The organism is Bradyrhizobium sp. CW1, assembly GCF_023100665.1.
GTDB lineage: Bacteria > Pseudomonadota > Alphaproteobacteria > Rhizobiales > Xanthobacteraceae > Bradyrhizobium > Bradyrhizobium canariense_D.
In genome coordinates, this window is sequence record NZ_CP064684.1 from 3,110,099 (window position 1) to 3,129,073 (window position 18,975).

The window sequence follows — 18,975 nt, forward strand, 5'->3', positions numbered from 1 at the left end:
GAGATCAGCCGCCGTCGTTGCAATAGCGTTTCCACATCGCGCGATAGGCATCGTCCACCGCTTGCACGTATGAGATTGGGTTGCCGGCGGCGGCAGCCCTGATCTGTCCGGGCAGTTCGCCGCGCAACTTATCGAGCTCGCCGATCTGCAACCCACGGCTCGCTGCGATTTCGACATAGGCCTCATCGCTGTCCGCGACCCACTCCGGCAGGCCCAGCGCGGTGAGGATGGAGCCGGCAGCACGGCTCGGCAGGCTGTGACCGAGCTTCGCCACCACCGGCACGCCCATCTGCAAGGCTTCCCACGTGCTGACGCCGCCATTCTGCGGGAATGGGTCGAGGCCAATATCGACGCGATTGAACGTTGCCAGATGTTCGTCTCGCGACGTGGCTCCGAGCAGATCGACGCGTTCGGCCGGCAACCGGCAAGCGGCAAACCGCGCCAGCAGATTGTCGCGGACCAGCTGAGCGTCCAGTGCAGTATCCTTGATCAGCAGTCGCGAACCCGGCACCCGCTCGAGAATCCTAGACCAGACTTCCACCGCCTCGTTCGAAATCTTGCTGATGCGGTTGAAGACACCGAATGTGATGAAGCCGTTCGCGAGCGCCGGCGTCGGCGCCCGCGCAATCCCGGGTGGCAGCGGCGCCAGCGTCACAAAGCACGGCAGGTCAACGATGGTCTCCGCAAACAGATGCCGAACCGCGGCAGGAATCGCGACCGGGTCCGAGAATAGATAATCGATGGTTGGCAACCCGGTCCCGGTACCATGGCCCCAGCCATGCGCCTGAACAGGTGCCGGTTTGCGCGCAAACACACCGAGGCGGTTTCCGCTGGTGTGGCCGGACAGATCGATCAGGATATCGACGCCGTCGGCGCGGATCTGAGCGGCGAGGCGATCGTCGGACCATTGCGAGGCGTCGCGCCAGCGATCGGCGATCCCCTGAAACTCGCGGGTCGTCGCGTCCGTTTTCGGTGAACAAGCGTAGCACACGATCTCGAACTGTGCCCGATCATGGTGCTGCAGGACCGGCTTGAAAATGAACGCCGCTGAATGTGTGTGAAAATCCGACGAGACATAACCCAGCACCAGACGGCGATCCGGATCGCGGCTGTTCTCATGCGGTCCCGCCGCTGCCGAGGCGATCTTCGCGCCGATCTGCTCCCACCATACATGTCGCGCTTGCTGATGCTGCGCAACGCTGGCGTCGGCCATGAAATCGAGGGTGAATATCTTGCTGGAGATCGTGCTCTGATCAGGCTCGATGTCGAGAGCTCTGTCGAAACTGGCGAGGGCTTCGTCGACCCGGCCAAGTGCCGCGAGACATTGGCCGAGCAGGCTGTGGGCCTGAGAGAAGCCGGGATCGGCCGCGAGAGCCTTCTCGCAATCGGACAATGCTTCGGCAACTTGCCGGGTCAGGAGCAAGATACTGGCCCGCCAGAGCCATCCATTCGCGTCGTCGGGTGCGAGGGCGATTGCGCGATTGCAATCCGCCATGGCTTCGTCAAATCGCTGAAGCTCCCGCAATGCAACGGCGCGGGTCGACAGCGCCGAGGCGTAGTCAGGCTTGATCGATAGCGCGCGGTTTAAGCTTGCGATCGCTTCGTCATAGGCGCGCACACGGCAGAGCGCCCAACCCCGGCCGTTATGGGCTTCGGAAAGTCTTCCGTCGATTGCGAGCGCCTTGTCGTAGCTCTCGAGCGCTTCCTGGTAAAGTTCAAGGGCCGCGCTTGCGTTGCCGAGATTGGACAGGGCCAAGGCGTAGTTGGGTCGAAGGGCGAGGGCCTTCCGATAGCTCTCGCGGGCCTCATTGTGACGTTTCAGCCCGTTGAGCGCGACGCCCAGGCTCATATGGGCTTCGGCAGATCACGGATCCAAGGCCACCGCTCGGCTCAGCAAAATTTGCGCCTGCCGATAGTTTTTGGATTCAGACTCCAAAGCGCCCAGCAAATGCAGCGCGATGAATTGGTCGGGCGCAAGCTCCAGGAGTTCGCGATAGGCCGTCTTTGCCTCGGGGAGAAGTCCCGCCTTGTGCAGCTGGAGGGCGCGCGCGAGCAACGGCCCTAGCTCGGCTTTTTGCCGTTTCTGAAGCCGGGCATTTTGAAATGCCCGCTGGCCTGCGCTGTTGCTCATGAATCAATTCCAGCCGAATCTCCTGAACAGATTAACATGGAAGGATTGTCGCGATTGCGCTGCGCCCCATCGGAGCTGCGAGGGCGCCAGCCTCACACAAGCTTCACGTCAACACCCCCACCACTGCTCCCATCAGGCACGTCGTCAGCGTTCCCGACACGATCGACTTCAGCCCGAGCGCATTGATTTCCTCGCGCCGTTCCGGCGCCATCACGCCGAGACCGCCGATCATGATGCCGAGGCTGGCGAAATTGGCGAAGCCGCACATCGCATAGAGCATGATCAGGCGCGAGCGCGGATCGAGCGTGCCGGGCGGCAGCTTCGAGAAGTCGACATAGGCGATCAGCTCGTTCAGCACGGTTTTCGTGCCCATCAGGCTGCCGGCGGTGATCGCCTGATCCCACGGCAATCCCATGAGCCAGCACACCGGCGCCATCACGAGGCCGAGCAGGCGCTGCAACGAGATCGCAGCGCCGCCGACATCAGGCAGCAGGCCGAGGATCGCATTGACGAGATAGACCAGCGCCACCAGCACCAGCAGCATGGCGACGATGTTGATCAGCAGCTCGATCCCCGCGCCCGTCCCTTTCACGATCGCGTCCATCGTGCTGGAGACCTCCATCTCGGGAGCCTCCAGCGCGCCGCCGGTGCGCTTGTCGGACGTCTCCGGCACCATGATGAGGCTGACCAGGATCGCGGCCGGGGCACCCAGCACCGAGGCGATGACGAAATGGGCGGCTGCGTCGGGAATGAGGGGAGCAAGGAGCGTCGCATACAGCACCAGCACCGTGCCGGCGATGCCGGCCATGCCGCCGGTCATCACCAGGAACAACTCGCTGCGGGTCATTTGCGCGAGATAAGGCCGCACGAACAGCGGCGCCTCGACCATGCCGAGAAAGATGTTGGCGGCGGTCGAGAGTCCGACCGCGCCGCCGACGCCGAGCGTCCGCTCCAGCAGCCAGGCCATGCCGCGCACGACCGGCGGCAGCACGCGCCAATAGAACAAGAGCGTCGTCAGCACGCTCATGACCAGCACGATCGGCAGCGCCTGGAACGCCAGGACGAAATCGGCACCCGGTGCTTTCAGGTCGAAGGGCAGGGGACCGCCGCCGACATAGCCGAACACGAAGGAGGAGCCGGCGCGCGAGGCCGCCGAGATCGCGCCCACCGCGTCGTTGATGGCACCGAACGCGCGCGCGACGACGGGCACCTTCAGGAGAACGATCGCGGTGACGAAGGTGGCGACGAGGCCGATCGCCGCCTGGCGCAGCGAGGCCGCGCGGCGATTCTCGCTCAGGACCAAGGCGATCAACAGCAATGCGAAAACGCCGAGTGCCGATTGCAGCCGCAGCATGATTTCCCCAAACCCCGATGATTATGGCCACCCCTGCGTTGCAAACGCAATGCCGGGAGATTGTCGAAGCGTCTCGCTGTTGACAAGCAGGTCCGCGTCAGCCACGCGGAGCACGTCGACATCAGGAGCCGGATAGCCCGAGCGTGACCGAAGAGGCGATGCCAGACCAGCCCATATCGGGAAACCCGCCGGTCAGTGCCCGCGCGCTCCTCTCCCATCGCGCCTTTCTGTTCTTTCTGCTCTCGCGCAGCCTGTCGCGTTTCTCCAGCCAGATTGCGGCGGTCGCGATCGGCTGGCAGATCTACGATCTCACCGGCTCGGCCTTCGATCTCGGCATGGTCGGCCTCGTGCAATTCCTGCCCACGGCGCTGCTGGTGTTCATCGCCGGCCATGCCGCCGACCGCTACGAGCGCAAGCGCGTGGTCCAGCTCTGCCAACTCGTGGAAGCAGCGACCGCGCTCTATCTCGGCGTCATCACCTATCTCGGTTTGGTCAGCGAAGTTCAGATTTTCGTGGCCACCTTCGTGCTCGGCATTGCCGGCGCGTTCGAGAGCCCGACCACCGCGGCGCTGCTGCCGGCGATCGCGCCGCAGGGCTCGCTCCAGCGCGCCACCGCCGTCTCCAGCGGTGCGGCGCAGGTCGCGACCATTACCGGTCCGGCGCTAGGCGGTTTTGCCTACGCGGTTGCGCCGCATCTCGCCTACGCGGTGATGGTGCTGTTCTGGATCTTCGGGATGATCCTGACCGGCTTCATCCGCCCGCGCCCGCAGGCGATCGCCAAGGATATGGCGGGAGCCGACAATATCTTCGCCGGCGTCCGCTTCATCCGCGGCAATCCGGCGATCCTCGGCACCATCTCGCTCGATCTGTTCGCGGTGCTGTTCGGCGGCGTCACCGCGCTTCTGCCGATCTATGCCCGCGACATCCTCCAGACAGGTCCGATGGGACTCGGAATCCTCCGCGCCGGGCCCGCGGTCGGCGCGCTGCTGATGACCATGGTGCTGGCCCGTCACGCCATTTCGCGGCATGTGGGCCTGCGCATGTTTCAGGCAGTGATCGTGTTCGGCGTCGCAACGATCGTGTTCGCGCTGTCGTCCTGGATGTGGCTCTCGGTGCTCGCGCTCGCCGTTCTCGGCGCGGCCGATACGATCAGCGTCGTGATCCGCTTCTCGCTGGTGCAGCTCGCGACGCCCGACGAGATGCGTGGCCGGGTCGGTGCGGTGAACTTCCTCTTCATCAACGCCTCCAACCAACTCGGCCAGTTCGAGAGCGGGGTGGCTGCCGCACTGTTCGGCGCGATGCCGGCAGCCGTGCTGGGCGGCGTCTGCACGGTTGCGGTGGCGCTGTTGTGGATGAAGCTGTTTCCGAGTCTGCGCCGGGTGGAGAGTTTGGAGTAGGAGCTCGCTCTCTCCCCGTCATTGCGAGGAGCCCGCGACAAATTGTGAAGTAATTTTGCGCTGGCGCGACGAAGCAATCCAGAATCTTGCCGCGGTGGTAGTCTGGATTGCTTCGCTGCGCTCGCAATGACGATTGTTGAAGCAGTGCGGAGATTTAGCCGACTTCACGTCCGCTTGCGGAGCGAGGCTGCAATCCCATGCCGCCTACTGTGCATGGGGTTGTTTTCGCGTTTTCTGATTCAGCCCCGTCCCACGAACGGCATCTTGGTTGCCATGACGGTCATGGTTAGCACGTTGGCATCGAGCGGCAGGCCGGCCATGTAGGCAACGGCATCGCCGACCGCCTTCGCGTCCATGCGCGGCTCCTGCTTCGACGTGCCGTCGGGCTGCAGCACGCCGGGACCGTTGACCATGCGGTCGGTCATGGGCGTTGCGGCATTGCCGATGTCGACCTGGCCGACCGCGATGTCGTACATGCGCCCGTCGAGGTTGGACGCCTTGGTGAGGCCGGTGATGGCGTGCTTGGTCGAGGTATAGGCCGCCGAGAACGGCCGCGGCGCATGCGCCGAGATCGAGCCGTTGTTGATGATGCGGCCGCCGCGCGGGGTCTGGTCCTTCATGATGCGGAAGGCGTGCTGGGTGCACAGGAACGGTCCGGTGAGGTTGGTGTTCACCACCGCCTGCCACTGCTCGAGGCTGAGATCCTCGAAATTCACCGGAGGGGCGCCCATGCCGGCATTGTTGAAGAGCACGTCGAGCCGGCCATAGGTGGCCTTCACCTTGTCGAACAGTGCCGCAATCGAGTCCGGCTTGGTCATGTCGGCGGTGACGCAGAGGCTTTTTCCCGCGGGGCCGAGCTTGGCCGTCTCCTCGAGCATCTCGGGCCGGCGCCCGACCAGCACCACGGTGAAGCCTGTGTTCATCAGCGCCAGTGACGCCGCGCGCCCGACTCCAGTGCCGGCGCCCGTCACCACTGCGATCTTTTTCGCTTCACTCATCGTTTCCTGCCTTTTCTCTTGATCTGTCAGGTTTTGGATTCTTTTTCGTTCTTGTAGGGCGGCCGCGGAATGTTCTGATGCGCGGCGCGCAAGGCCGCCGACCAGCGCGAGCGCAAATCGTGGAAATAGGGCTCGCCCGCCTCGATGCGGTGGTTGAGGTCGGCCTCGCAGGCGTCGGCGCGCACCACCAGAACGTCGATCGGCAGGCCGACGCCGAGATTCGAGCGCATGGTCGAATCCATCGAGATCAGCCCGGTCTTCAGCGCCTCGTAGAGTTCGACGTCGTAATGCATGGCGCGGTCGAGCACCGGCTTGCCGTATTTGTGCTCGCCGATCTGCAGATAGGGTGTGTCGGTGGTGCATTCGATGAAATTGCCGGCGGTGTAGACCATGAACAGGCGCATGCGCGCGCCGTTGATCTGGCCCCCGAACAGGAAGGACACGTCGAACGATACGTCCTCAGACCTCAGTGCGGGGCCCTCGGTCGCGTGCACGGCCCGGATCGCCCGGCCAATGCGCTGGGCGGCCTGGAACATGGTCGGCGCGTTCATCAGCGTCTCGATCTCACCGGTGTCGGGGTCTTCGAGGCCCTCGGTCAGCGTCGAGAGCACCGACTGGCTGATGGCGAGGTTGCCGGCGCTGGCAATCGCCATAATGCGGTCGCCGGGCTTGGAGAAGATGTGGAGCTTGCGGAAGGTCGAGACGTTGTCGAGGCCGGCATTGGTGCGGGTGTCGGCGATCATCACCAGACCGTCCCGAACCAGAATTCCGCAACAATAGGTCATTTCCTGTCCCCGAACGCGTTTGCGCGGATTACTAGCCAATTTCAAGGGCCGCTCCAACCCCCGATTGCCGCGGGGCGGCAGGGTGGAAACCGACCGTGGGTGAGGGGCGCGCGGGGCGCGGCTCAGCTCTGCCGCTGGGACTGCGATTGCGACTGGCCGCCACGGCCGGCCTGCTCGACCTTGACCGCCACCGACAGCGTCTCCGCGCCGCCGCCATAGCGGGTGCCGCGTACGGGGGCGGCGCCGAGATAATCGAGCCCGATCGCGACGCGGACATGGGCGTCGGTGGCGCAGATGCTGTTGGCGGGATCGAAGCCGACCCAGCCGAGACCGTCGACATAGGCCTCCGCCCAGGCATGGCCCGCGTCCTGATGCACCGTACCGTCGGAGCGCAGGAAATGGCCGGAGACGAAGCGCGCCGGCACGCCGCCGCTGCGGGCGCAGGCGATGAAGATGTGCGCGTAGTCCTGGCAGACGCCGCGCTTGAGCGTGAACGCTTCCGCCGCCGACGTGCCGCTGTTGGTGGGGTCCTCGTCGAAGGTCATGTGATCGCTGATTTGCGTCATCAGCGTGTGCAGGAAGCCCAGCGTGTCGCTCTCGGCCTCGCTACGCAGCTGGCGCGCGACCGCATTCATCGCCGGATTGACCGTGGTAAGGTCGGTGGCGCGCAAGAACATGCCGGCGGGAAAGCGCTCGTCGGCGCCGCGGAGAACGCCACCGGTGTCATGGGTCTCGATCAGGCCCTCGGCGGTGATCTTGATATCGCCGACCGGTCCGCAGGACAGCACATGGGTGACGTTGCCGAACGCATCCTCGTGGGTGTCGAGCTTGGTGTCGGTCGACACGTCGATCTGCCACTCCGCCACATATTGCCCGTCATGGCTGCCGGGCGTCATGCGCAGGATCTGGATCACGCTCGTGGCCTGCGGCTCGTAGCGATAGGTCGTGGTGTGCAGGATTCGCAGGCGCATGGTGGACCGTTGTTGTAGCGTCATCGATCCGGGCTAGCCCTGCGGGCGTCCCCGGAATGGCAGCAGTATCAGATCAAATACTGCTTCGTGATGATTTCGCCCAGCCTGGAATTGTCCAAGATGAATTCCTGAATGAATTCATGCACGCCATGCTGGAAAATGTCGTTCATATTGCTGTGTTCCAGCCGGTTGCGAATGCCGCGGGCATGGCGCTGGGCCGGACCCTGGCGGCCATAGGCGACGCCGATCTGATCGAGATTGCGCACCAGATTGCCGTAGCAGCTTGCGAGCGAACGCGGCAGCGAATCGTTGAGGATGAGCAAATCCGCGATCAGCCAGGGCTTCAGTGTCTCGCGATAGACCCAGTGATAGGCCGTCAGCGCCGAAACCGAACGCAGGATCGAGGTCCATTGGTAGAAATCCAGCGGGCCGCCGACATGCTCCTCCTCGGGCAGCAGCACATGGTATTTCACGTCGAGAATACGAGCGGTGTTGTCGGCGCGTTCGAGATGCAGGCCCATCCGCGAGAACCAGTAGGCGTCGTTGCGCAGCATGGTCCGGTAGGCCGAGCCGTCGAAGCGCAGCGAGGTCTCCTGCACGAAGCGCAGGAACTTTGCGAGATCCTCTCGCGTGGAGGTCCCTCTGCTCCAGACCTCCTGCAACTCGATCCAGGCCGAGTTGATGGTATCCCACATCTCGCTCGTCAGCGCTGTGCGCACCGAGCGCGAATTCAGCCGCGCGGCCTCGATGCAATTCCTGATCGAGGACGGATTATCCGCCGAGAACGAGAGATAATCGACGACGTTGCGCTCGTTGGCTTCTTCGTACTGCTGATAGAAGCTCGCGGCGACGCCGGCGGTCAAAAGCGCCGAGTCCCATTCGTTGGTCTTGCCGATATAGGCGGCGGGAAGCGCGGTGACGCGCAGCGTCGCATCGATGGTGCGCGCAAGATACTCGGCCCGTTCGACGTAGCGGGCGAGCCAATAGAGGTTTTCGGCGGTACGCGACAGCATCTCTCTACTCGTCCAGGATCCAGGTATCTTTGGTGCCGCCGCCCTGGCTCGAATTCACCACCAGGGAGCCTTCCTTCAGGGCAACGCGTGTCAACCCGCCGGGCACGATCGTGGTGCTCTTGCTGCCGGTGAGCACGAACGGCCGCAGGTCGACGTGGCGGGGCGCAAGGCCGGATGCCGTGCAGGTCGGGCAGGTCGAGAGCGCCAGCGTCGGCTGCGCAATGAAGCCCTCGGGCTCGCGCTTGAGCTTCTCGCGGAAGGCTTCGATCGTCGCCTTGGTCGCGGCAGGGCCGATCAGCATGCCGTAGCCGCCGGAGCCATGCACCTCCTTCACGACGAGCTCGCTCAGATGGTCCAGCACATAGGCGAGGTCCTTCGGCTCGCGGCAGCGCCAGGTCTGCACGTTCTTCAGGATCGGCTCCTCGCCGAGGTAGAATTTTACGATGTCCGGCATGTAGGAGTAGATCGCCTTGTCGTCGGCGATGCCGGTGCCGACCGCGTTGGCGAGCGTGATGTTGCCGGCTGCATAGGCCGACATCAGCCCGGGCACGCCGAGGGCGGAGTCGGGGCGGAAGGTGAGGGGATCGAGGTAGTCGTCGTCGACGCGGCGGTAGATCACGTCGACCCGTTTCACGCCCTCGGTCGTCCGCATGAACACTTCGTTGTTCTTGACGATGAGGTCACGGCCCTCGACCAGCTCGATACCGAGCTTGTCGGCGAGGAAGGAGTGCTCGTAATAGGCCGAGTTGTAGACGCCCGGCGTGAGCAACGCGACGGTCGGCTCGCCGGAGGCGCTTTGCGGCGCCACCGAGCGCAGGGCGGATAGCAGCTCGTCCGGATAGCGTTCGACCGGCGCCACCCTGTGGCGGGCGAACAGGTCCGGAAACAGCCGCATCATGATCTCGCGGTTTTCCAGCATGTAGGACACGCCCGAGGGCGTGCGTGCATTGTCCTCCAGCACGATGAAGTCCTCGGCATCAACCCGGACGATGTCGATGCCGGCGATGTGCACGTAGACGTCGTGCGGCACCTGCTGGCCGTTCATCTCGGGACGGAAGACCGGGTTCTGAAAGATGAGGTCGTCGGGCACGATCTCGGCACGGAGGATATCGCGGCCGTGATAGATGTCGCGCAGGAACATGTTGAGCGCGCGCACGCGCTGCTTCAGGCCCCTCTCCAGCAGCGCCCATTCCTTGCCGGACATGATCCGCGGGATCACGTCGAAGGGGATCAGGCGCTCCGTGGACTCGGAGTCGCCATAGACCGCGAAGGTAATGCCGATGCGGCGGAAGAGGAGCTCGGCCTCCTGGCGGCGATATTCGAGCGCCTCGGGAGGCGTCTCCTTGAGCCAGCGCGCCAGCTCCTGATAGGCGGGCCGAAGGTCCCCACCGGGAATGTTCATTTCATCAAACGCGACTGCCATAGATCCCGACTTGTCTCCGCAAGGCGTTGCGCCATTCGACAGGTCGCGAGGCCCTGGTGAAGACCGCAACGTCCTGGCCATGCGGCAAGAGTGCATGACTTTCATGCGGTAGCAAGGGCCGGGCCAGCGCGATAAGCATGGGGGGAGGACATTTGCCGGGGATGGCCGGCGGCTTGCCTGAAAAAATGGCTGAGGACTGCTTATTTCGGCAGCAAAACCGCGTGACTTCAACGCGTTACCTCGGCAAAGTCGGGCCGATAGGTGAGGGACTTGAGGTATGAGCGAGATCGTCACGGCGGGTATTCTGGTCATTGGGGACGAAATCCTGTCCGGCCGGACCAAGGACAAGAACATCGGCTTCATCGCCGAATACCTGACCAATATCGGCATCGACCTGAAGGAGGTCCGGGTCGTCTCCGACGACGAGTCCGACATCATTGCCGCGTTGGATGCACTGCGGCATCGCTACACCTATGTCTTCACCACAGGTGGCATCGGGCCGACCCATGACGACATCACCGCTGATAGCGTCGCCAAGGCGTTCGGCGTCGGCATCGACCATCACCCGGAGGTGGTCGCCCGTTTCCGCGAGCGCTGGAGCGAGCAGGACCTCAACGAGGCCCGCCTGCGCATGGCCCGCATTCCTGATGGTGCCGAGCTGATCCAGAGCGCGACCATCCTCGCTCCCGGCTTCAAGATCGGCAATGTCATCGTGATGGCGGGCGTGCCCTCGATCATGCAGGCGATGATGGACATCGTCTCGCCCAAGCTGAAATCGGGCGTGCGCATGCTCTCTGAATCGGTCCGCGCCAATGCGCGGGAAGGCGACATCGGCAGCCCGCTGCGGGCGATTGCCGCCCAACATCCCGACACCATCATCGGCAGCTATCCCTTCATGGATGAAGAGCAGAAGCCGAACACCAATCTGGTGGTGCGCTCGCGCGATGCGGACAAGCTCGCAGCCGCAATGGCGGCGGTGAAGGAAATGCTGGCGGGATTGAACATCACCCGCTAGCAACCTAGCTGCCGGCAGACGAAGCAGGAGACGACGATGGCTGGTGAAGCACCGGAACTAAGTGCGGAAGAACGGGCGGGCCGCCCCTTTCCGGTGTCGTGGGACCAGTTCCACCGGGATTGCCGGGCACTGACCTGGCGGCTCAATGAAGTTGGTCCGTTTCATGCGGTGATCGCGATCACCCGCGGCGGGCTTGTGCCGGCGGCGATCGTGGCGCGCGAGCTTGGCGTGCGCGTGATCGATACGGTCTGCATCGCCAGCTATGACCACGACAAGCAGGGCGATCTCAAAGTGCTGAAGGGCATCTCCGAAGACGTGATGACGCTTGGCGGCGGCACCGGCAAGGGGCTCCTGATCGTCGACGATCTCGTCGACACCGGCAAGACCGGCAAGCTGGTGCGCGCGATGCTCCCCGACGCGCATTTCGCAACCGTCTACGCCAAGCCGAAGGGACGTCCGCTGGTCGATACCTTCATCACCGAAGTCTCGCAGGACACCTGGATCTTCTTCCCCTGGGACACCGCGCTGTCCTATCACCCGCCGCTTCGCGACGGGGCGGCGTGATTATCGCCGTCATTGCGAGCGCAGCGAAGCAATCCAGAAATGTGTCCGCGGAAACAGTCTGGATTGCTTCGTCGCTTCGCTTCGCTCGCAATGACCGGTGGAGGCGACCATGCCCCTGCAAAACCGCGTCACGCCGACCGGCGAGATCATCGCGACACCGCACCGCGGCATGTTCACCGGCAACCGCGGCATCATTCATGATCCCGCGACGAAGACGCTGCTGAAAAAGCGCTGGTCGTCGCCGGCCTGGATCACCTGCCTGTGCGAATTCCGCGGCTGGCGTCGGCCGGTGATGGCGCGGCGGAGCTGGACCGAGCTGTTCTTCCTCGACGAGGCCACGGCTTTTGCCGCCGGCCATCGGCCCTGCTTCTTCTGCCGCCGCGACGATGCGAAGCGATTTCGCGTTGCATGGGAGATGGGCAACGACGCCCGCGGCATTAGCGCCAAGGCGATGGATGCCGTACTGCATCGGGAGCGGCTCGATCGTGGCAAGAAACGGCTGCATGTGCTGTCGATGCCGCTCGCGGAATTGCCTGACGGCGCGATGGTGCAACAGGGCGATGACTGCTTCCTCCTCGCGCAGGGCAAGGCGCTGCTGTGGTCACCCGCGGGCTACGTCCTGCATCCGAGCGCCCTCGATCACCCGTTGCTGTTGACGCCGCCTTCCACGCTGCGCGCGATCATCGCTGGATATCAACCTGTGCTGCATCGGACCGCGCGCCGCTAGCGCAGTGGCTTGCCGTGCTCATCCACTGTGGTCCGCGCATCGCGCAGTGCCCATTCGCGGATCACTTGGCGGCAGCGCGTCAGCTCGGCTTCGCTCGCGGCATTCGCATCCTTCGACGCACGCTCCACGATTGCCTTGCAATTGAGAAGCACGGAACGATCCTCTGCGCGCGCCGACAGCGCGAACGCGGCAAGCGTTGCAATGGTGAACGCCAGATGGATCACATCCCTAACCCAGCTTCTCGCGTGCCAGCGCGGCACCCGCGCCGAGCGCCATCAGCTTGGCTTCGGCGATCTCGCGCCGCATCGGCGCCATGCCGCAATTGGTGGTGGCGATGATGTTGCTCTTGGGCACGAATTTCGACACCGCGTCGATCACCTGCACGACATCCTCGGCCGTCTCCACCGTGTCGCTGGCGACGTCGATCACGCCGGCCTGCACGATCTTGGTCTTGAGCAGCGCAAGCAGGTCGAGCGGCACCTTCGAGTTGCGGCACTCGATCGCGACCTGCTGGATTGGGCTGGCGTCGATCGCGGGAAATATCTGCTCGTACTGCCGCCATTGCGCGCCGAGCGTTTCCTTCCAGTCGGTGTTGGCCTTGATGCCGTAGCCGTAGCAAATATGCACGGCGGTGGCGCAGGTCAGGCCCTGCGCGGCGCGCTCCAGCGCCTTGATGCCCCAATCGTTGACCTCGTCCATATAGACGTTGAACGCGGGCTCGTCGAACTGCACGAGATCGACGCCGTCGGCCTGGAGCGCCTTGGCTTCCTCGTTCAGCAATTCGGCGAACGCAAAGGCCATCTTGACGCGGTCGCCATAGTAGCGATCGGCAATGGTGTCGATGATGGTCATCGGGCCGGGCAGGGTGAATTTCAGCTTCTTCATCGTGTGCGCGCGGGCGACACGCGCCTCGTCGGCGTGGACGCGGCTCTTCAGCCGGAGCGGGGCGACGACCTGCGGCACCATCGCCTTGTAGCGATCCTTGCGGATACCCATCTCGACCTTGTGGGCGAAATCGATGCCCTCGATCTTCTCCAGGAACCCGTGGACGAAATGTTGCCGGGCCTGTTCGCCCTCAGTGACGATGTCGATCCCGGCGTCCTCCTGGACTTTAACGGCAAGCATCGTCGCATCGCGCTTGGCGCGGACGAGCTCGTCGCCTTGCGACTTCCAGGGCGCCCAGAGCATGTTGGGTTTGGCGAGCCATTCCGGCTTCGGCAAGGAGCCGGCGATCGTGGTTGGAAACAGCATGGCGGCCCTCTCGGCGGGTTATGATTGCGCCCCTTCCTGCCATGTCTTAACGTCGAGGTACAGAACAACAAAAGTCGCCTTGAAACCGGCGGCGCCGGACCGGAAACGCCATGATCGAATTCTTCTTCGACTGTTCCAGCCCCTGGACCTATCTCGCCTTCCACAACATCCAGCCGCTGGCCAGGGAGGTTGGCGCGGAGATCATCTGGCGGCCGATCCTGGTGGGCGGCATCTTCAATACGGTCAACCCAAGTGTCTACGCGCAGCGTGAGACGCCGGTGCCGCTGAAGGCGCGCTACATGAAAAAGGACCTTGCCGACTGGTCGCGCTCGGCCGGTCTCGCGATCAAGATGCCGCCGACGGTATTTCCGGTGAACAGCGTGAAAGCGATGCGCGGCTGCATCTGGCTCGGGCAGGAATCGGTGCCTTTCGCCACGGCGGTGTTCGAGACCTATTGGGGCGAGGACAAGGACATCTCGCAGGATTCAGTGCTCGCGGAGATCTGCAGGAAGGTCGGCGTCGATGAGCAGAAATTCTTCGCGGGCATTTCGGGGCAGGGGATCAAGGATCAGCTCAAGGCCAACACCGAAGAAGTCGTCGCCCGCGGCGGCTTTGGCTCGCCGACGATCTTTCTCGGCAAGACCGACATGTATTTCGGCAATGACCGCCTGCCGTTGATCCGCGAGGCGCTGCTGCGCGGCAAGGCGAGCGCGGCCTGATGGTGCGGGCTGTCGTTTGCCGCGCGCTCGGCGCGCCCGAAAAATTGCAGCTTGAAGAGTTTCCGTCGCGCGAGCTGAAGCCGGGCGAAGTGCGCGTCGCGATCCGTGCCGCCGGCCTGAATTTTCCCGACGTGCTGATGGCGGCCGGCGAATACCAGCTCAAGCCGGAGCTGCCGTTCACGCCCGGGATGGAGTCGGCCGGCGACGTGACCGAGGTCGGCGCAGAGGCGAGCGGCGTCGCCGTCGGCGACAAGGTCATCGTCAAGATGCGGCACGGCGCCTTCACGGATGAAGCCGTGGTGACGCCGTCGCAGCTCACGCCGAAGCCATCCACGTTCGACTATGCGGAAGCCGCGACCTATCTCGCCGGGCACGGCACCGCCTATCACGCGCTGATCGACCGCGGCCGGGTGGTGCCGGGCGAGGTGCTGCTGGTGCATGGCGCCGGCGGGGGCGTGGGCCTTGCTGCCGTCGAGATCGGCAAGATGCTGGGTGCCACCGTAATCGCGACGGCGTCCAGCGACGAAAAGCTCGCGATCGCCAAGGCGCGCGGCGCCGATCATCTCGTGCGCTACGACCGCGAGCCGTTTCGTGATGTTGTCAAACGTATTACCGACGGGCGCGGTGCCGACCTCGTGTTCGATCCCGTCGGCGGAGAAGTGTTCGAAAACTCGATGCGTTGCATCGCCTGGGGCGCACGGCTGCTGGTGATCGGCTTCACCGGCGGCATCGGCTCGGCGAAAACCAATCTCTTGCTGATCAAAGGCGCCAGCGTGCTCGGCGTGCGTGCCGGCGAGGCCGTGCGGAAAAATCCAGCGCTTGGCGAAGTGCGCCTGAGGGCGCTGCTCACATGGGCGGAAGAGGGCAAGCTGCGCCCTAACGTCTCGCATCGCCTGCCGCTGGAGGAGGTTGCGAAGGCGATGCGGTTGCTGATCGACCGCAAGGCGATCGGGCGTGTGGCGTTGTTGATGGACTAAGTGCCTACAAGGTCACTTGTACTCCCGCTCAGTCCACCACGGGAAATAATCCGGCATATCGCTCGATACCTTGTTCTTGAACTGCGCGGGGCGCTTTTCCAGGAACGACACCACGCCTTCCTTCACGTCGTCGGAGCGGCCGCGGGCGTAGATGCCACGGCTGTCGACCTTGTGGGCTTCCATCGGGTCGTCAGCGCCCATCATGCGCCACATCATCTGCCGGATCAGCGCCACCGATACCGGCGCGGTCTTGGCCGCGAATTCCTTGGCGAGCGCCCGGGCGGTCGGCAGCAGATCATCGGGCGCCACGACCTTGCTGACGAGACGTCCTGCGAGGGCTTCCTGCGCCGGGAAGACGCGGCCCGAATAGCACCATTCCAGCGCCTGCGAGATGCCGACGATGCGCGGCAGGAACCAGCTCGAGGCCGCCTCCGGCACGATGCCGCGCTGGGAGAACACGAAGCCGAAGCGCGCGGCATCGGAGGCGATGCGGATGTCCATCGCGAGCTGCATGGTAACACCGATGCCGACCGCGGGACCGTTCACCGCGGCAATCACCGGTTTCAGGCATTTGAAGATGCGCAGTGTCACCTGGCCACCGCCGTCGCGCACCTGAGAATCACTGTAGTCGACCTTGCCGTCGGCGAAGCGCTTCACCGGTCCGCGACGCGCGTCGCGATCAAAGGTGTCCGCGCCCGACGAAAGATCTGCGCCCGCGCAAAACCCGCGACCGGCGCCTGTGATGATGATGGCGCGGACGTCGTCGTCCTTGTCGGCGGCGTCGAACGCGTCGATCAGCTCTCCTTGCATCTGCGCGTTGAAGGCGTTGAGCTTGTCGGGCCGGTTCAGCGTGATGGTGAGGATCTGCTCGGCGACCTCGTATTTGATCGTCTCATACGCCATGGTGGTTTCCTTCCCTGTCCTGAATTCTGTCTCGAAGAGACGTCATGCATAGCCGCCAGCGTCCGTCTTGCGCGGACTGGGCATGTGGCGGCCAGTAAGAGAACGCGGATGGCCAGTCTAAACAACAAGCCCGGCCATGACGGAGTGTATCTAATTCGCCGGCGGGCTCGGCCAGGGCTTCTGCGGCCCGCGCAGGCTCTCGAAAGCCTTGGCCATGCCAAGCACGCCGATATCGTCGAAGCGGCGGCCGACGATCTGCACGCCGATGGGAAAACCCTTGGCGTCGAAGCCGCCGTTGATGGAGATCGCCGGATTCTCCGACATATTCCATGGCACGGTATAGGCAATGTGTTCGAACGGCTTCATGGGATCGTTGGTCGGCGAGGCCCACTCCGCCGGATAATTCACGTTCGGCGCGGTCGGCGAGATCACATAGTCGAGCTCGCAGAACAGCTTTGATGCCGCAGCGCGGATTGCCATGGTCTGGTTGAAGCCCCTGATGACGTCGACGCCCGAGAGCTTCGCGCCGGACTCGCCCCACTTGAAAATGTAGGGCAGCACCTTTGCCTGTTCGGCGGGCGTCAGCTTGGACAGATCGTCCCACATCCGTGCGCGCCAGAAGCTGTCGAGCCCGTCGAGCATCTCGCGCGTGAGGATGCCGTCGACCTCGGTGACGACGGCGCCTGCGGATTCGAACGCTTTCGCCGCCTTTACCGCGACCTCGCGCACCGGTTTCTCCAGCGCCAGGCCAACGCCGGGATCGAGCATCAATCCGATGCGCAGTTTGCGCGGGGATTTCTCCGGCCCCTTCCAGTTGAGGGGCTCCGCTGGAAGGCTCATGCCGTCGCGCCGGTCGGGTTTTGCGATCACGCTCATCATCAGCGCGCAATCGTCAACGGTGCGGGTCATGGGGCCGGCGACGCGGCCGACATAGGTGGGATCGATCGGCACGCGGCCAAAGCTCGGCTTCAATCCGACGAGGCCGCACCAGCCCGCGGGCAGGCGGACCGAGCCGCCAATATCGGTGCCGAGATGCAGCGGACCATAGCCAGCCGCGGCCGCGGCGCCCGCGCCGGCGCTGGAGCCGCCGGGGTTCTTGGAGAGGTCCCAGGGATTGCGCGCGAGCGCGTGGAAGGAGGACAGCCCCGAGGACAGCATGCCGTAATCGGGCATGGTGGTCTTGGCAAAGATGATCGCGCCGGCTTCGCGCAGGCGCGCGGCGGGCGGTGCGTCCTTCTCGGCCGGCACGAGCTTGACGCTGGCCGCGCCCAGCGGCACCGGCACGCCTTTGGTCGCGATGTTGTCCTTCACCGTCACCGGCACGCCGTCGAGCGCTCCGGACGGCTCGCCCCCGGACCAGCGCGCGGTCGAGGCCTTCGCGGTCTCGCGCGCGCCGTCGGGATCGAATGCATAAAGCGCCTTGAGGTGCGGCTCCCACGCGGCGACGTGCGCGAGCACGTCTTCCAGCACCTCGCTCGGCGAGAACTGCTTGGCGCGATAGCCCGCGATCAGATCGACCGCAGAGAGATCGTGCAGCGAGGTGACTTCCTCTTCGACACCCTTTTTATGCATGGGCACCCACCGGCATCCGGGTCTCGATGATCCGGGCGAACATGCTGGCACCGATCGGCAGGATCTTGTCGTCGAGCACGAAGCCGGGATTGTGCACGGGCACCGAGCCGTCGTGGCCGACCCAGAAATAGGCGCCGGGAATGGTTTGAAGCATGTCGGCGAAATCCTCGCTGCCCATCTTCGGCTGGGCGCGGGTGATCACGTTGGCGGGGTCGACGATGGTGCGCGCGACCTCCTCGACCACCTTGGACTGCTCGACCTGGTTGACCAGCACATCGAAGGTGTCGCGGATGTCGACGTCGATCACGCACTGATAGGCGCTCGCAATGCCGGCGCAGATCGTGCGAATGCGTTCGCTGATCAGGATGCGGACTTCTTTCGAGAAAGTGCGGATGGTGCCGCAAAGATGCGCTTCGCCGGGGATGACGTTGTACGCCGAACCGGCGTGAATCTGCGTGATCGAGACGACGGCGGCCTGCAGCGGCTCGACGTTGCGGCTGACGATGGTCTGGATCGCCTGCGCCAGCGTGGTCGCGATGATCACCGCGTCCTTGGAGCGTTCGGGCATCGCACCGTGCGCGCCGTAGCCAGTGATGCGGAGGTCGAAGAAGTCGGCGCTGGCCATCGCGGGGCCGGGCAGGATCGCGATCTCGCCGTGGTTGAGGTCGGGCGCGTTGTGCAGGCCGTAGAGTTCGTCGCAGGGAAATTTCTCGAACAGCCCGTCCTTGATCATCGCGCGGGCGCCGCCGAGACCTTCCTCGGCCGGCTGGAAGATCAGGTGCACGGTGCCGTCGAAGTTCCTGGTTTCGGCGAGGTAGCGCGCGGTGCCGAGCAGCATGGTGGTGTGGCCGTCATGGCCACAGCCGTGGAAGCGGCCGGGGATTTTCGAGCTCCATTTCAGATTGGTGTTCTCCTCCATCGGCAGCGCGTCCATGTCGGCGCGAAGCCCGATACGCTTGCCGCTCGAACCCTTGCCCTTGATGACTCCGATCACGCCGGTGCCGCCGAGACCGCGATGCACCTCGATGCCCCAGCTCTTCAGCTTGTCCGCGACGATTCCGGAGGTGCGCACTTCCTCGAAGCCGATTTCCGGATGGGCGTGAAGGTCGCGCCTGATAGCAGTGAGTTCGTCGGCATAGCCGTCGATGCGGTCGATCGTGGGCATGTGTTCTGTC

At 64.3% G+C, this 18,975-nt stretch carries 19 protein-coding genes; 6 read left to right on the top strand and 13 right to left on the bottom strand.

Features of this window, described 5'->3' with window-relative positions; translation table 11 throughout:
* Positions 1–4: 4 nt before the first annotated feature.
* The 3 genes from IVB54_RS15075 to IVB54_RS15085 all read right to left on the bottom strand — a co-directional run bounded on the left by IVB54_RS15075 (position 5) and on the right by IVB54_RS15085 (position 3,485).
* Positions 5–1,849 carry a tetratricopeptide repeat protein gene (locus IVB54_RS15075; RefSeq protein WP_247443732.1) on the bottom strand — a complete coding sequence of 615 codons (1,845 nt, stop codon included), beginning with the start codon at positions 1,847–1,849 and terminating at the stop codon, positions 5–7.
* A gap of 15 nt (positions 1,850–1,864) precedes the next feature.
* Positions 1,865–2,131, bottom strand: coding sequence for a hypothetical protein (locus IVB54_RS15080; RefSeq protein ID WP_247443729.1), 267 nt, complete (start codon positions 2,129–2,131; stop codon positions 1,865–1,867).
* A gap of 103 nt (positions 2,132–2,234) precedes the next feature.
* On the bottom strand, positions 2,235–3,485 hold the full coding sequence (locus IVB54_RS15085) for a nucleoside transporter C-terminal domain-containing protein (RefSeq protein WP_085361711.1): 1,251 nt from the start codon (positions 3,483–3,485) through the stop codon (positions 2,235–2,237).
* 158 nt (positions 3,486–3,643) lie between these two features.
* On the opposite strand from IVB54_RS15085, the gene IVB54_RS15090 reads away from it, so the two are divergent.
* Positions 3,644–4,882 carry an MFS transporter gene (locus IVB54_RS15090; RefSeq protein ID WP_247777318.1) on the top strand — a complete coding sequence of 413 codons (1,239 nt, stop codon included), beginning with the start codon at positions 3,644–3,646 and terminating at the stop codon, positions 4,880–4,882.
* 239 nt (positions 4,883–5,121) lie between these two features.
* Here the strand turns inward: IVB54_RS15090 and IVB54_RS15095 are convergent, their stop codons facing one another.
* The 5 genes from IVB54_RS15095 to IVB54_RS15115 form a co-directional block, all read right to left on the bottom strand.
* Entirely contained in the window at positions 5,122–5,880 is a 759-nt protein-coding gene (locus IVB54_RS15095) for an SDR family oxidoreductase (protein ID WP_018455301.1), read from the bottom strand.
* 26 nt (positions 5,881–5,906) lie between these two features.
* Positions 5,907–6,665, bottom strand: a complete 759-nt coding sequence (locus tag IVB54_RS15100) for a proteasome-type protease (protein ID WP_026232918.1) — start codon at positions 6,663–6,665, stop codon at positions 5,907–5,909.
* 122 nt (positions 6,666–6,787) lie between these two features.
* Positions 6,788–7,636 carry a transglutaminase family protein gene (locus IVB54_RS15105; protein ID WP_007611900.1) on the bottom strand — a complete coding sequence of 283 codons (849 nt, stop codon included), beginning with the start codon at positions 7,634–7,636 and terminating at the stop codon, positions 6,788–6,790.
* A 68-nt stretch (positions 7,637–7,704) separates the two neighbouring features.
* Positions 7,705–8,649 (bottom strand): alpha-E domain-containing protein, encoded by a 945-nt coding sequence (locus IVB54_RS15110; protein ID WP_018455303.1) that lies wholly within the window; start codon positions 8,647–8,649, stop codon positions 7,705–7,707.
* A 4-nt stretch (positions 8,650–8,653) separates the two neighbouring features.
* Positions 8,654–10,072, bottom strand: a complete 1,419-nt coding sequence (locus tag IVB54_RS15115; RefSeq protein WP_018455304.1) for a circularly permuted type 2 ATP-grasp protein — start codon at positions 10,070–10,072, stop codon at positions 8,654–8,656.
* A 277-nt stretch (positions 10,073–10,349) separates the two neighbouring features.
* Here IVB54_RS15115 and IVB54_RS15120 point away from each other — a divergent pair, with 277 nt between their 5' ends.
* The 3 genes from IVB54_RS15120 (at position 10,350) to IVB54_RS15130 (ending at position 12,378) form a co-directional block, all read left to right on the top strand.
* Entirely contained in the window at positions 10,350–11,087 is a 738-nt protein-coding gene (locus tag IVB54_RS15120; protein ID WP_018455305.1) for a molybdopterin-binding protein, read from the top strand.
* Positions 11,088–11,123: 36 nt separating this feature from the next.
* Entirely contained in the window at positions 11,124–11,651 is a 528-nt protein-coding gene (gene gpt, locus IVB54_RS15125) for a xanthine phosphoribosyltransferase (RefSeq protein WP_026232919.1), read from the top strand.
* Between the two features lie 109 nt (positions 11,652–11,760).
* Positions 11,761–12,378 carry a hypothetical protein gene (locus IVB54_RS15130; protein WP_026232920.1) on the top strand — a complete coding sequence of 206 codons (618 nt, stop codon included), beginning with the start codon at positions 11,761–11,763 and terminating at the stop codon, positions 12,376–12,378.
* Here IVB54_RS15130 and IVB54_RS15135 read toward each other — a convergent pair.
* Both IVB54_RS15135 and IVB54_RS15140 read right to left on the bottom strand, forming a co-directional pair.
* The gene (locus IVB54_RS15135; RefSeq protein ID WP_018455308.1) at positions 12,375–12,602 is read right to left on the bottom strand and encodes a hypothetical protein; all 228 of its coding nucleotides are present in this window, start codon (positions 12,600–12,602) and stop codon (positions 12,375–12,377) included. The two genes, IVB54_RS15130 and IVB54_RS15135, sit on opposite strands and share 4 nt — an antisense overlap.
* A 4-nt stretch (positions 12,603–12,606) precedes the next feature.
* Positions 12,607–13,629 (bottom strand): methionine synthase, encoded by a 1,023-nt coding sequence (locus IVB54_RS15140; RefSeq protein ID WP_018455309.1) that lies wholly within the window; start codon positions 13,627–13,629, stop codon positions 12,607–12,609.
* Positions 13,630–13,739: 110 nt separating this feature from the next.
* Between IVB54_RS15140 and IVB54_RS15145 the strand changes: the two genes are divergently transcribed.
* Together IVB54_RS15145 and IVB54_RS15150 are read left to right on the top strand one after the other, a co-directional pair.
* Positions 13,740–14,348 carry a 2-hydroxychromene-2-carboxylate isomerase gene (locus tag IVB54_RS15145; RefSeq protein WP_018455310.1) on the top strand — a complete coding sequence of 203 codons (609 nt, stop codon included), beginning with the start codon at positions 13,740–13,742 and terminating at the stop codon, positions 14,346–14,348.
* Positions 14,348–15,325, top strand: coding sequence for an NADPH:quinone oxidoreductase family protein (locus IVB54_RS15150; RefSeq protein ID WP_018455311.1), 978 nt, complete (start codon positions 14,348–14,350; stop codon positions 15,323–15,325). Before IVB54_RS15145 ends, IVB54_RS15150 begins: the two co-directional genes overlap by 1 nt.
* A 12-nt stretch (positions 15,326–15,337) precedes the next feature.
* Here IVB54_RS15150 and IVB54_RS15155 read toward each other — a convergent pair whose 3' ends face one another.
* The 3 genes from IVB54_RS15155 to IVB54_RS15165 form a co-directional block, all read right to left on the bottom strand.
* Positions 15,338–16,228, bottom strand: coding sequence for a crotonase/enoyl-CoA hydratase family protein (locus IVB54_RS15155; RefSeq protein WP_018455312.1), 891 nt, complete (start codon positions 16,226–16,228; stop codon positions 15,338–15,340).
* Between the two features lie 150 nt (positions 16,229–16,378).
* Positions 16,379–17,800, bottom strand: coding sequence for an amidase (locus tag IVB54_RS15160; RefSeq protein ID WP_018455313.1), 1,422 nt, complete (start codon positions 17,798–17,800; stop codon positions 16,379–16,381).
* Entirely contained in the window at positions 17,793–18,965 is a 1,173-nt protein-coding gene (locus IVB54_RS15165; protein WP_085351102.1) for a M20 aminoacylase family protein, read from the bottom strand. The genes IVB54_RS15160 and IVB54_RS15165 overlap by 8 nt, the downstream gene beginning before the upstream one ends.
* Between the last annotated feature and the right edge of the window lie 10 nt (positions 18,966–18,975).